This window comes from Cryobacterium sp. Hh7, from assembly GCF_004403155.1.
In the GTDB taxonomy this organism is placed as follows: domain Bacteria; phylum Actinomycetota; class Actinomycetes; order Actinomycetales; family Microbacteriaceae; genus Cryobacterium; species Cryobacterium levicorallinum.
The window spans coordinates 85,827-99,577 of the sequence record NZ_SOHG01000064.1; the positions used below are offsets into that span (position 1 = coordinate 85,827).

Sequence of the window (13,751 nt, forward strand, 5' to 3'; positions counted from 1 at the left end):
GCCACGCCCGGAGGCGTGGCTACGACATTGCGGTTGGGAACCCTGCGGCAGCTGTGGTGAGCTGCGCCAGCGCGTACTTCCAGGCGACCCGCTCCTGCTCCAACCGTACGTTCCCCTCGGAACGGATGCGCTCCAGCACCCGCTGCTCCCCCGCCGTCAGCGTCGTATAGGTGCCGGTAGCCGGCTTGGGCTCGGGCACCCAGAGATCGCGGTAGGCCACCAGGGTCTCCTCGTCCATGAGCACGCTCGTGACATTGGTGCAGCCCGAGCGCAGCGCGTGCAGGATAGCGAAACCGTCCGAGTCGAGGTCGCCCCAGTAAATGATGCGGCCCGCTTGGATCCATGGGATGCCACTGAGGCGCGGGGCCGCATAGCCGCCCCCGTGCACGACGACGGCTCCAGGCAGCTCCGGCATCGCGAACACGGTTTCTAAGTTCTCGAAGACGAACACAACGCTCGGCTCAACATCGAGCGCGGCGAGCTCCTCCACCGGGGCAATCACGTCGCATAGTCCCCCGGGGCGCAGCGCCGGGTCGAGGAACCGCACGCGAACCAAGGATGGCGCGTCGAGCAGCCCGAGGGACACGCGACCACTAACCGCGGCGTGCAGACTTTCGACGACCGCCCGGTGCCCCTCGAGCCATTTCGTGTCGATTCCGCGAATCGGCAGTTGCCGAATACGCGATCCCGATGCCGGATGTTCCGCCAACCACGCCACGACCAGCAACAGGGTGGCGAAGTCCGCCGCCGCTAGGAGCTGCAGCGTGCGCCCGTGGGTACGGATGGCCGCGGCCAGCCCGTCGGCGGACGCGGCCCGCTCGACGAACGCACCACGAACCAGTGCCGCGCGGTCACGGAGAACCCGCCAGTCTCGGCCGGGCGCGGATCCGGCGAACGCCGCGATCGCATCCGCTCCCCGGAGCAGGCACCGCTCGGGCACGGTTTGCGCACCGACACGCGACCACTGGCGCCCGCCCCAGGTCACCTCAAGCGTCGCGTCGGCGGTATCCGCTGCCTGCCAGGCCTGCACCCAGGTAATCGCGGCCCCCTGGTCGTCAAGTGCCACCCGCTCGGTGGGCGGGTGCAGCACGATCTCTAGCTGGGCATCCTCACCGCCGAAGGCTGCCCAGTCGCGCTGGTCGGACAGAACCTTTTTCAGCGCACGTGCCCGAGCAGCGGCGACGGACACCATGCCGCGCGAAGCGGCCATCAGGCATCCTTGTCGTCGCGGTAGACGACAGCGGCAGTGCGCGAATCCCGACGGGAGGCGTTCGTGATCGAGGTGATGCCGCCCACATAGGGTTCGATCGTCTGCAGCAGCTTCTCCGGAGTGGCCAGGATCATGTGAAAGCCGAACTCCACGAACACGTCCATCGCCATCCGCGTGTAGCGACTGTCGGCTTTGTCGAAGGCCTCATCGAGGATTATCGTGGCGTACGAGGGCAGTTCGTCTTCGTCGGCGGCGAGCTGATAGCGCAGGGCGGCGGCCAGGCAGAAGATCACCAGTTTCTGGCGCTGCCCGCCGGAGAGTCCGGCGCTCGAATCGTGCACGTTCACGACCCGGCCGGCCAGGTCGATCTCGCTCGCCATGAAGGTCACGTGCTGGCGGGTATCCAGGCACCTGCGGCCCCAGGCCAAATCAGCGTGGTCGCTGGAGGCGAGGCGCTGCATCAAGCCGTTCAGCACGGCGAAGCGCTGTTCGGCGGCGGCAAGAGTGTCCTCACCCCAGGCCCCGTCGACAATCGTCTTGAGATCGGCCATGAACTGCAGCACCTCGGGCGTGCGCCGGGTCTTAACATCAATGCGGAGGTAACGCTCGTCGTCGAAGCGCGAGCGCCCCAGTGAAAAATTGACGGGTTCGATGCGATCCGCGACTAGTTTCGGGGCGTCACGGATGTCCGAAGCCAGGAGACCGATCAGGTCCCGGGACTTGTCTCGCAGCAATTTGAGGAAGTTGGCCTCATGCTCGGGCAGCCCGCGCTCGACGATGCCCGCTAGAAGCGAACGATAGCCGGCGCGGTCATCAATGGAGGTGGTCAGGTCGCCTGAGGCTGCGGACCATTTGCTTCTAAAGACACTGGCGCTCTCTACGAAGTCGGACTCCGCGCGTCGAAGCAACGCCAGAGCGGCGCTGGCCTCTTTGTGCAGCGCCTCGCTGACTTTACGGCCAATTTCGCCGATTGTGCGGCGGTCAATCTTGCGCTGCACCGAGCGGTAACGCACCTCGAGCGCGGCGATGTCGACATCGCTGAGAGGAGCATCCTGCGCCCGCACGCCGAGCTCGAGGATGAGCTGGTTCACCTCGTGCATAACCGCAGCGACCTGGCTGAGCTCAAGGGCCTTTGCCCGAGCCTCTTTCTCGGAAGCCTGAAAGCCTGCGCGGGCCTGCGTCTCAGCTTCGAGAGCGTCTTGCAGCTCTAGGTTGTCTGTCGTCAGCACCTGCAGCTGGCGGTGGCGCACCCGTACCAGTTCGTCGGCGGCGGACCGGTCAAACTCGGACCAGTCCCGGTCCAGAACCTGCGCGAACACGATACGCCGCTTGGTCGCGGCGTCGCGATCGGTCTGCGCCCGCGTAAGCCTGCCACCGAACTCTTGCTGACGCCGCTCGGCGTCTCGCCGACGCTCGAGCAGGAGCTCGATCTTGGCCTCGTTGTCCGCTCCGAGGATCCAGTGCGAGCGATCGTCAATGCGATGACGGTCATTCTTCTCATAGCGGCGGGCCGACTTCTTGATCTGCCCACCGATAGTCACCCCTCGGTCGACCCGGTCAAGTTCATCGGGGTGGTCGACGCATGCAAAATCGAACTCAGCAGCTGTGCGCGCGAGCAGCCAATCGTGGAATGGCCCGTCGCTGACTCGGATGCGGTGCAGCAGCGACGTGGCGGTGCGGGCTGCGCGAGGCGCATCGGCGATCGCCGGAACAGCCTCGAAGACGAGTCGGGCTTCAAGGTCGCGGGCATCTACGCGCCGACGCACCTCCGGCAGGTAGTCGTCGCGCACCAGGAGCGCGCTGGCGAGCGAATATAACACCCGCTCGATCGCGCCGCTCCACTCGGCGAATTGGGGCAGCACCTCGATCAGCTCACCGGCGAAGGGTAATGCCGCCTCGGTCACTCCGAGCTCCGTGGCCAGCATCCTGCGGGCGCGAAGAAGCTCGGCCGGCAGGTTGCTCTTGCGATTGCTCAGCTCTTTCAGTTCACCGTCGATCGCCTTGAGCTCACGACGCGCCGCGGAATACTGCTCGTTGTCACTGTGCTTGTGGGCAGCCTCCGGAGGTGACTCCTCCAGCACGCGCCGAGACGACTCCTGGAATTCAGCGAACTCCTCGCCGTTCTGCGGCGCCGGGTCAACGCCCGCACCCTTCAACTCCCCCGCGAACCGGGCCCATTGCCGCGCCGTGTTGCCGGCGGCCGCAGTGGCCTCGTTCACACGCTCTTGGGCCTGCGCTGCTTCATCACCGCCGAGCTGCAGGGATCGCCGCTCGGCAGCCCTCAGCATGTCCGCGACGGCGTCTCGCGCCGCATCCGCTCGCCGGGATTCCTCGGTGGCACGCGCCTGCTGCGCCCGCAACGTCCCGCGCTCATCCTCGGCCAGTCGCAGCGTTAGCTGGGCCTGGAATGGATCGATCAGCGCACCGAGCCGTTCGGCCTTCGCGGCCGTCGCCGCCGCCGATTCGTACGCAGCAATCGACTTCTCGAGACCGATGAGGTGATCGGCCTGGCGGCGCAGTTCCACCACATGCTGGTGGGCCTGGTTGAGTTCGCCGAACTGTTCCACGGCGCTCTTGGCCCGGGCGAAGGTGGCCGGTTCGTCGAGCATGAAATCCCGGAACAGCTGATCGAGGCTTCCGAGGTTCTTTGCCGACTGGGTCTTGTGCAGCAGGTGCAGCGCGTTCAGGCTCGTGATACCGAGCAGGCGCCGCAGTTTCGCATAGAAGGGAGCATGCGACCCTGTGGTGGTGACGACCGCGGCCGGCCAGGCGCTCTTGATGCGCCGGGCTTCGATTCCGGATGCGACGTGCTCGCGAAAATCAAGCAAGCTCACGTCGACTCGGTCGATGAAACAGGCATCCTTCAGATCGGCCTTGTCGACGCTGGACCCGCGCAGGTGGAACAGTCGGGCCAGGGTGACCGGGGCATCCCTTTCGTTCTCGAACCGCAGCAGGATGCCGCTCCAGGTGGCGGTCTTGCGCAGGTAGGTGCTCACCGCACGGTCGAGGGTCTCGTCAGCTTCCTTGCTCCAGGCCCCGCGCACGTAACTGACCAGGGTTCGGTCGTCGTTGCGACTGGTGGAGTCCTGCGCGGCAGCATTGAAGCGCAGCCACTTGTCGGGGGTGATCACGGTGCCGATCGCGTCGAGCAACGAGGACTTGCCGGAACCGGATGCCCCGGTGAACAGGTGCCCCTTGCGTGCGACATCGATGCGGTGGTGCCCATCGAAGGTGCCCCAGTTGAGCAGCTCGACTCGGGCCAGGCGCCACTGCCCCACGTGGATCGGTCCGGTCGCAGTCGGCTTCCCGGCGGTGCCCGGTTCGTCGTCGAGGCCGGTCATCTCGAGCATTGTCATGAGATCATCTCCTCGGTATGGTCGTCGACCTCAGAATCGTCGATACCACCGACATTCGTGTCGGCATCCGCATCGACAAGAGCAACCGCCGCGCCGCCCTCCGCGATCCGCCGGTACTCACCGCTGATCGCCGCGATCTGCTCGGCATCCACGATCAGCCGCAGAACAGGCGAGATCTCAGCCCGGTCCTCGGTACCGGCTTGGTGAATCACCCGCAGCGTGTTCTTCATCTTGAGCCAGGAGGAATTCAGCCGCTTGTTGAAGTCACTCTCGTCGCGGTCGACGGTGCGGTACACGCGCAGCTGCTCAAAGACATCCTCTTGCCCCACGATGACCCGCCCCTCACCTTCGCCCGAGAGCAACATCTGGCGCAGCACGAGCAACATGGCCGTGTCGAGAAACGTGAGCGCGGAAGTGCGCACGGTGCTCGGCACCGTCAGTTCGGTAGTGCTCACGTTGCGCACGAACGCAAATTCGCCGACCCGGTCAACGACCAGGTCCAGGAATAGCTCGTGCAGTCGCGACCGGATGACAACCTCATTGGCGAGAAGCGCTGACCACAGCATGGGGGCCTTCACACCCGAGAGGTAGGGCCCCTTGATCAGCTCGAGAAGCGCCCGACGCGACTGCTCCCCGATCACGCCGGTGTCTCCCGACCAGAGTGCTGTGGTGAGGTCCGCAATCATGTCAGTGCTGGCAATAATCTCGGTGCCGAAGTCGTCGTTCAAAGCAGTCTCCCCGTAAAGCAGTAGATCGGAATATCAGCGGTGCGGGCGACCTTGTCGGCCCCTTGCCAGCGGACCGTCTCGATACCCGCGACGGTAGCGCCCTGGTTCGCGGCGAGGGTAAGTAGGCCGACAATGCTTGCCACACCCTGGCTGGCCGGATACCGCTCGAGTACCTCGCGCACGGTGCACTGGTCGACCTCAGACAACACCGCGTTCACGTTATCGGTGAGCTCACCGAAGTCGATCTCGGTGGCACGGGCGAGGGCGCGCAGCGCTTCGAGGTCGGCGACGCCGGCTACATGCTCCACGACCGGAGCGCTGGCATCGAGGTCGGCCGGGTCGTGCAGGCGAATGGCGCCCACACTACCGAGCGCTACCGCGGAGAGCTCGAGGTGCAGTGTCGTGGGCTGGTAGGGCTTGGCGTGCACCGATGCCTCGACCCCGGCGGCCAGGGCCGTACGCAATATGCCGCGCAGAACACGGTCGCGCTGGTAGTCCTGGGACTGCACGTAGCGGCGCAGCCCGCGAGCAAACGCGGTAATGACCTCGTGGATTTCGCCGCTGTGGTCCTTCAAGGTGCCGATGAACCGGCGCAGGTAGCGGCGCTGCGCTGGGGTGAGTTCGCCGGCGAAGTCGCGGTCGAGGACTCGAGCGATATCGTCGTCGAACGCGCTTCCGACGGCGGGGTCCAGCACGAGTGCGCTGAATCCGGCGAAACTGCGGCCCTCGTCGGACTCGCCAATAAGGTCTACGCCGCGGAACACCTCGTCGAGCACGGTGCGCTGGGTGTCGTCGGATTCGACGTTTCTGGCCCGCAGATCACGGTTAAGCGTCTCGAACTCAGCGCGCACGCGAGCGAAATCAGAGGGAATCTCCTCGGCTTGGGAGAGGATATCGCGCACGCGTTCCAGCGCGCGAGCTGTGTCGAGCGTGTCCAGGTCCCCGGCGTGGATGCGTTCGATTTGCGCGTCGAGACGGTCACGCTGCGCGTGCAGTTGTTCGAGTCGCCGGGTGGCATCCGGGTCGGTCTCGATCGCCAGCTGCCCCAGCTGCACGCCGATGCTGGCCAGGCGTGATTCCGTGACGGTCTGCCGCGGAACCGAAAGCTGCTCCAGGAAACGGATGGCTCCAAGAGCCCCTGGTGCCAGCTCAAACGTTTCGCCGCGCGCTTCCTCGGCGGGGCGCCGAGTAAGGAAGCCAGATTTGCGCCACTCGGCGCAGTACCCTTGGGCGCTCTGCGGCAGCTCGAACCCGTGTGCGCGCAGCGCCTCGAGATCGTGGTCGAGGCGCTCATAGAGTTCCTCAGTGGGGAGGCGCCGGCTTTCGCCACCGAGATGCTCGCTGAGCAAGGCCGCGATCACAGGTGCGTTGTCGGCCCGCAGAAGCCGCCAGGTGGCATCCGTTTCGACGAGCTGTTTGAGCGCGTGGGTCTGGCTTAGAGCCAATACCGTTCAGTTAAGCACTTGAATGGTGATTTCTGGCTCGCGAGCGGGTTGTGGCCAGTGGGCGTGGTGGAAGCGTTTGGCGGGCCATTTCGAGACCTTGCGTTTGATGACGCGAGGGTTTGATCGTCGTCGTCGCGCGGGATTCAGCCTTCGGACGAGGGCACGGACGGCATGACGCCAGACTGCTTGGGCGTGGTCAGGGTGCGGAGGGGGAAAAATCGCCCTGTGCCACTGAGCGGCGGGCGATGCGGAGTGCGGCGATGAAGGAGACCCGGTCAGGGTCGCGGTGAGCGTGCTGGGCGGCCTCGACCATGAGGGTGCGGATCGCGTAGTGGCAGCACAGGTGGCCCCAGATTTCCTGCTTGACCAGGTCCGGAGATTTGGACCGCAGCACCATGCGCGGGCCGCGTTGGTGGGTTTTCAACTCGTCAAACACCGTCTCAATCTCCCACCGTTCCGAGTACACGGTCGCGAGTTCTTCGGCCGAGGCCTCGGCCGGATCCAGGATCGTGGTCAGCAACCGGTAGGAATCAGGATTTTCGCGTCCGTCGTCGATCGTGTAGTCCACGACGCGAACCGTCAACGGTGTCGTCGACTGCCGCCCCGTGCCGGAGGTCGGGATGATCGTTGCCAGCCAGGACCCGTCAGCGACGGTCTCCTGGAACCGGGGACGGAGGTTCGTCTTGACCCGCCAGAGCAGATCAGCGCCCGTCGCTGCTGCCTGTGCCCACAAGCGGAAACCGTAGAAGCCGCGGTCGGCCAGGACCAGCATGCCCGGCTTGAAGCGGCCGGCCAGCTCACGCGAGAGTTCAATTTCCGACGTCGTGCACGGGCCCATCACCGCGTCCAGAACGGCATGCGTTCCGCACTCAGCCAACGCCACCAACCGTGCCTGCGGGAAAGCGGATTGCTCCCCGCGACTGACGGGCGGGCGGCCAAAGAACTCAGCATTCACGACGCTGTCGGCCAGATCCAGGATCGTTCCGTCGATGGACATCAAACGCCGTCCAGCCAACCAGGACCCCGGCGTGTCAGGCCCTGCCAGCGGCTGTGCGACGCGGGCAAACAAGTCCCGCACCGGTTCGAACCCCAGCCGTCGACGCGCCTGAAAGATGGCCGACTTTGACGGCGGCGCAAACGCCTCGGACCAGCCAGTTGACCACGACAGCCCATCCGTCAGCTGAGCAAACACATCCTCGTAGGACGCTTCGGCATACAGGCCCATCCCGATTGAAAAATACGCCATCACCCGTGCCGGCAACGCCCGGTTACGCTGCTCAGTCCGCCCCGCGACCTGAACCACCTCGTCGATGACATCAGCAGGGAACACACGGGTCAACAAACCGACCGACACCAAATCCGACAACCGACGGTCAGAGACCGGCTTCACCCACCCTGTACGCGCCATACCCACAACGTAACACGGAGATGCTTAACTGAACGGTATTGGGCTTAGAGCAGACACTCGTCAGGCCTCCTTCGTCACTAGCAGCGAATGGGCGCAGGAAGAAAGCCCCCGCGCTAATCATGGCGCATTCGGAGACGGTTTCGAGTGAATTCTCCAGCTCCGCGGCGCTCTTGGATTGGAGTTGAAAGGACGCGGGGCTAAGCACCCGGCAAGATCATCCCCGCCACGATAAGTAGAGCCAGGGACGCGATTAGCGCAACGCCAGCCCCGAGGAGCCAGACCCGACGGCGTTTGCCCGTCGGAGATCTCATCACTGCAAGGATCGCAGCGAAGACGAGTCCGGCAGCCACCGGGAGGAAGGCGAACTGTCTCGGCAAAGTATCCAACGGCAGTAGCCGGTCGGCTCCATAAAGCGCCAAAACGAGCGCCGGAATTCCCAAGCCAAAAGATGCCACAGCAGCCAACGTGTTGAAATTAGTCTGCGCGTCGGCCTCGCGCGAGCTCGACACCGCAGCGGCCGCGGCAAGAAGCGCATGCACGGAAATGCACTCAGCGTCGAGCTGACCACGCAGCTCGGTACATTGACGAATCGCTGCGTCGTGTAGTTTCATCCACGTTCTCGAAAACTCGGTCGCCGGCACAGCATTGTTAATGATGCCCGGGTCTTGAAGAACACGGTACGAGTGATAGGCGCTCGAGTCTGTGAGGAAGACCCAGAGCCCTTCGCGGACCGCCTCCCGAGCGTTATCAGCGCCCCGGCCAAGAATGATCCCAAGCTGCAGTAACGCAGAGACAATGGAGCGTTGAGATCCTTCTACGCTCGACTTTGCGCTCGTTTCAGCGAGATGAAGCTCGAGACCATAACGGATTTCTCTCACTTCCGTGATTGCATTTCGTGAGTCCTCAGCAACGCCCTTTGAGACAAAGGCCACGTGGAACTCGTTGCTGGTGACCGAATTATTCGACTGAGCACTGGCTGACTCGACTAGCAGGCCTTCCAATGCCGACGTTGAACGATCGAGTTCATCCACACCCGCCGGCGATTCCCGATTCAAAGGGAAGAAATTATCCCTCGCGGTTTCCTCTTTCCAGATTCCGTCCAGGAAGACTTCGAAGGCGACTTGCTGGACTCCGCTGACGACGATGCGAACATTGCCCACGGCAATAAAGCGCGACTGGGCGATCGTGAATACCCGTAGAAGGGGAACGACTCTGATGACGCTCGGCGATTCACTTTCACCAAGGCAGTCCAGAAAGGTTCGTGACTCCATCTCTGCAAAGAGGAATCGCTTCATTCCGTGCTGGATTCTCACGATTGGCGCGCCGTCTTTGTTGATTTGTCGAGTGTCGATAGGCGAGGGCATGCCCCTAATCTATTGCCGATTACGCAAACCAGAACGACGCACGATTCCGGCTGCGGCCCCAGCCTACGTCCGTGGCGCGTGAGAACAGAGCTTGATGAGCGCGGCAGCGGTGCGCGCCGTTGAACTCCGCGCTAACGGCGGCCAGCTGTCATGCCGCCGCGGCCCCATGCCAGTTACGGACCCTAAAGTCCGTCGTAGTAACGCCGAACGTATGCCGCCATGAGCGTGCGCCGGGAAGTAAGAAATTCCTGATAACTCTCAGTCGTGACGGTGCGGATAAAATCAGGGACCGCATTGGCGGCGAAGTTTGCGGCCAATTGAGCAGCATCCGTAATCTCGCCCAGGCGAAGCGTGCCATCGACGATCTGAGCGTCGACTGATCCCATGTAATCGCCAGGCGCTCGATCCTTGATAGCGATGTTGATCGGCGTCTCAGTGAGGGCGTAGTTTGCGATCTGGTTGTAGTCGGCCCGATTGCTGATGCCATTCTTCACAAGGTAGTTTTTCGGAACTATATGGTGGATATCACCCACTTCTTCGACCATGTTGCCAACGGTTATGTTCTTCGACAAGAAGCCGCGGGCGTTCGAGTGCACCTGTGCCGCGAGAAAGACGAGAAAGTACGGACTGCGAACACTCGAGGACTCCATGTCCATCGGCAAGGAGACCTGCCAAAAAGTATCCGATAGCGAGGATCGTTCGATGTTGTCGAGCACGGCTGGGGCGCCAATTTCACCCACGCGCCGAATATCAGCTTCGAAGGCGGTCTCAAAGGAACCGGTATAGCGGCCGGTGAGAAGCGACATGACAAACCACTTGCGCACGATCCGCTTGATTTCACCCTCATTGAGCTCGTTATCACTGCGAAGCTGCAGGTAGAGGGCATAGGCGAAGTTCAGGGCGTTCTTTGAGCTGATCAACCGCGGGGCGATGAACCCAGCAGATTTGATGGTCATGGTGAATTGTTGGAAGCTGTACTGGTTCACAATCTCCAGCAGAACTTTCTCGAGTCGCGCGAACGATTCCACCGCGATCTCCTCATCAAAGGTTCGCGTCTCGAAATCGCGACCCGAGAGCACGCTCACCAGCGCAGCCAGCCGGCCGCGTTTGAATTCCTTGATTCCAGCGACGCGGATAACATCCGTGTACGTGGGGTCATACAAGTCTGATGAATCGTTACGAAGCCAGGCGATTTTCTCCATGTACCCGGACAACGCGAAGGCATCATCGTTCTCGGCAATGTCGTTGTAGACATGAGGCGCGACAGCGAGGTGACAGAAGTAGTCAATCAGCTTTCTCAGGTTCGATCCGAGGAGCCCGTGGCTCGCAATTTTGCTCATTGCAAAGTCTGCACTGCTCAGGGCTACACCCTTGGAGTTGATCCGGATGAAGATTTCGGTGACCGTTTCAATATCAAGATCTTCGTCAAGCGTGATGATACCGACCTGGGCATTCCTAACAGCCGACAGCCTGTTCAAAGATTCCTCAATGTGCGACTGGTCAAGTACGTCGTTCGCCTCGAGGTATTTCTTTGTTGCGCCGAACGTTGATGTCGCATTGAGAAAGAGAGCCACATCCGAGATCCACGCTACGTCTCGTTCGATGACGGGTGTCTGGGTCGCGAACTCCTCCGTGATGGGGTTGAAGGCGATCTTGATGCGCTTCAGTTTGTATGATTTGTCGACCACGGGCTGCCCAAGCAAAGCCGCTGTCATTGCGGTAATCCGCTGTTGGCCGTCGATCAGGATCTGGCGGTAGCTGGATTTGCTTCCGTCCTTGAGACCTACGTCGGCACTTTGCCAGGTGATGAGGTACCCAACGGGAAATCCTTTGTAGAGAGAATCAAGGAGGTCTCGAACCTTCGTGGAATCCCAAACAAAAGGGCGCTGCATTTCCGGGATAGCCACTTGGCCACTCTTCACCCAGGTAAGAAGCGTCTCAACGGGTTGCTGCTGCACGGTGTACTTCGCCACGTTAGTTGGCTCCTAGAGGCTGTGATTCTGGCGCGGTCGATTGTTCAAGCAATGGCGAGGCCTTCCCCGCCCACGAAATCACCAGCTCGTCACGAGCGCGACTGGCTGCCACGTAGAGCAAGGAACGTTCGCGCAACATGGCGTCGTCGAGCTCTTCGGGGGCCACGCCCTTCAATGCCCACGTGTTGGGGATCGAACCTTCCGACACGTTGAAGAGCAGCACACGCGAGAACTCCATACCCTTCGCCTTGTGCATTGTGAGGACCACCGGATGCCCCGCACCAGCATCACCGGGCTCTGCGACGGCTGCGATGACACCACGATCGGCGAGCTGGTCCTTGAGTTTGAGTCCTTGGTTGCGAGAACGCGTGAGCACAGCCACAGTCTCGGGCGATATCTCATCGTCAGCCAGCCAACCCTTGATCACCTCGGCGACATTGTCGTATTGTCCACTCTCGCTGGTCGCTGAGACCACACGTGGTAGCGGACCAGACCGTGCCGAACGATACCCATGCTCGTTCTCTTCATTGCCGTCGCTATCAACAAAGTCGGCGCCTTCGAGCACCCCAAGCGCGAATCGCAGATTTTGCTGGGTGGTGCGGTAATTGAGCGTAAGACGACGCGAACGTCCGGTGATCTTGATTCCGTAGCGGGAAAGCACCACCGGATGGCCATAAATGCGCTGGTGCGTGTCCTCAGCGATAAAGAGATCGTTCTTGTGCTCGCCAGCCAACGCGCGCAAAAGCTGCCAGTGCAGCGGGGTGAGGTCCTGGCCTTCATCGACGAGCACATGATCGGCGAGCCCTCCCTCCACGGAATGCTCGAGATAAGCAGACGCGATGGCAGAAACTTCAGAGAAACTCAGCGAACCCATGTGGCGAGCACTCTGCCGATACTGCTCGACCACGGCCCAGACTGCCACCCGCTTGCGCCGATCAAGTGCGATCCCCCGTCCGGGCCTGCGCACCTTGAAGTAGGCCTCTTGGCTTGTCACGCGATTCGGCAGAATCACCTGCAGATACTCGCCTTCGAAGAACGACGGGCTCTGCAGCGGCTCGGGCAGGTCAACGTCTGCGTCATCGATGGCCTCGCGCCATCCAATGTCATTGCCGACGAGACTGCCACGGGGTTCAATCGGTGTCCCGAATACGTGTTCGGCAGCCTGCCCAAACTGCGCGCCGGCCGTGTCACGAACGGCTACCGCAAGAGCGTCGATACCGCGCACGAGCACCCCCGGCTTCCCGAGCCCCTTTGCCCAAGGGATGGCCGGGTCCAGCCTCTCAAGATCTCGCTCCAGCGCCGACGACAGAGCCTTCGTGAATGTCGTGAGCACAATTCGAGCGGATGTGCTCTCCCGCGCCAGGCGACGCGCTCGGTGCAGCAGCACCACCGTCTTTCCTGTACCGGCGCCGCCAGACATCCGAAAGGCACCGTTGAAGTCCTTCTCAGCGTACTTCCGCTGTTCGGGGTGCAGGAAGACGCGCCACGCGCCAAAGTCGCCGCCCTCGATTACTCGCTGCAGCTCCTCGTCATTCTCGATGAAGGTGAACTGCATGCGTGCTGCCGGATGCTGGAGGCCTTTGGCGAGTCGGTCGTCTTCCGTCTCTTCGGCGAGGGGCTCGGGACCAACACCCGGCTCGACGGGTCCGGCACCGAACCCGAGGCTTTCGCGGATCTTCTCGACGGTGTCGCCCACGGCAAGCCCCAGCAGCGCATCGATCTGCCACTGATTAGCCAGGCTCTCAGACATCTGCAGAAGCTCGTCTTCGCTGGTGGCGGCAAAGATTCGCTGCGCGACGAGGGCGTCGAATCCGAGCGCATCCGTGAGATCAGTGAGCACATAACCGTGCGTTGCCAGGAAAGACTCGGCCGGTTTGTTCGGCTTCTGAATGACGGGCGGGTAATCGGGCAACAGCTCACCGGCCGGTGGCATCCCCTGCTCAATGATCTCGGTGATCCCATTGATCGGGTTGAAGTGCAGCACACGGGTTCGTGCACGCTCGATCGCCTCGTCGTGCGGCCACGTGCCGTCGTAAACGTAGATCGACTCGCCGTTCTTCTGGTCGAGTTTGAACAGCACCGCACGCCAGTACTGATCTACTCGGCCGGTACGGGCACGTGCGTCGGCGGCCTTTTGCATCGGCTCGATGTGCAGACCTGGTGACGTGTCGTCGGCAGCCAGCTTCTGAAGAAAGGCGAAGGACTTCGATTGCACCGTCTTGTCGAGCTTCTGTCCTTTGAGTTTAGACATCACAATCTGTGGCATA

The 13,751-nt window shown here is 62.4% G+C and carries 8 protein-coding genes; all 8 read right to left on the reverse strand.

The genetic code is table 11. From position 1 onward, the window contains the following. Positions 1 to 19 precede the first annotated feature (19 nt). A complete protein-coding gene (locus E3T43_RS16965; protein ID WP_134473266.1) occupies positions 20 to 1,210 on the reverse strand; it encodes a Wadjet anti-phage system protein JetD domain-containing protein in 1,191 nt (396 codons plus the stop codon). Beyond that, positions 1,210 to 4,566, reverse strand: coding sequence for an ATP-binding protein (locus E3T43_RS16970; protein WP_134473267.1), 3,357 nt, complete (start codon positions 4,564 to 4,566; stop codon positions 1,210 to 1,212). Before E3T43_RS16970 ends, E3T43_RS16965 begins: the two co-directional genes overlap by 1 nt. Then, positions 4,563 to 5,294, reverse strand: coding sequence for a DUF4194 domain-containing protein (locus E3T43_RS16975; protein ID WP_241979060.1), 732 nt, complete (start codon positions 5,292 to 5,294; stop codon positions 4,563 to 4,565). Before E3T43_RS16975 ends, E3T43_RS16970 begins: the two co-directional genes overlap by 4 nt. Further along, on the reverse strand, positions 5,291 to 6,739 hold the full coding sequence (locus E3T43_RS16980) for a DUF3375 domain-containing protein (RefSeq protein ID WP_134473268.1): 1,449 nt from the start codon (positions 6,737 to 6,739) through the stop codon (positions 5,291 to 5,293). The genes E3T43_RS16975 and E3T43_RS16980 overlap by 4 nt, the downstream gene beginning before the upstream one ends. A 196-nt stretch (positions 6,740 to 6,935) precedes the next feature. Continuing rightward, positions 6,936 to 8,147 carry an IS4 family transposase gene (locus E3T43_RS16990; protein ID WP_134473269.1) on the reverse strand — a complete coding sequence of 404 codons (1,212 nt, stop codon included), beginning with the start codon at positions 8,145 to 8,147 and terminating at the stop codon, positions 6,936 to 6,938. Between the two features lie 197 nt (positions 8,148 to 8,344). Beyond that, the gene (locus tag E3T43_RS16995) at positions 8,345 to 9,511 is read right to left on the reverse strand and encodes a hypothetical protein (protein ID WP_134473270.1); all 1,167 of its coding nucleotides are present in this window, start codon (positions 9,509 to 9,511) and stop codon (positions 8,345 to 8,347) included. Positions 9,512 to 9,693: 182 nt separating this feature from the next. Beyond that, positions 9,694 to 11,484: a DUF262 domain-containing protein gene (locus E3T43_RS17000; protein WP_134473271.1), complete on the reverse strand. Its 1,791-nt coding sequence runs from the start codon at positions 11,482 to 11,484 to the stop codon at positions 9,694 to 9,696. A gap of 1 nt (position 11,485) precedes the next feature. Further along, positions 11,486 to 13,750, reverse strand: coding sequence for a 3'-5' exonuclease (locus E3T43_RS17005; RefSeq protein WP_134473272.1), 2,265 nt, complete (start codon positions 13,748 to 13,750; stop codon positions 11,486 to 11,488). Position 13,751: the final 1 nt, after the last annotated feature.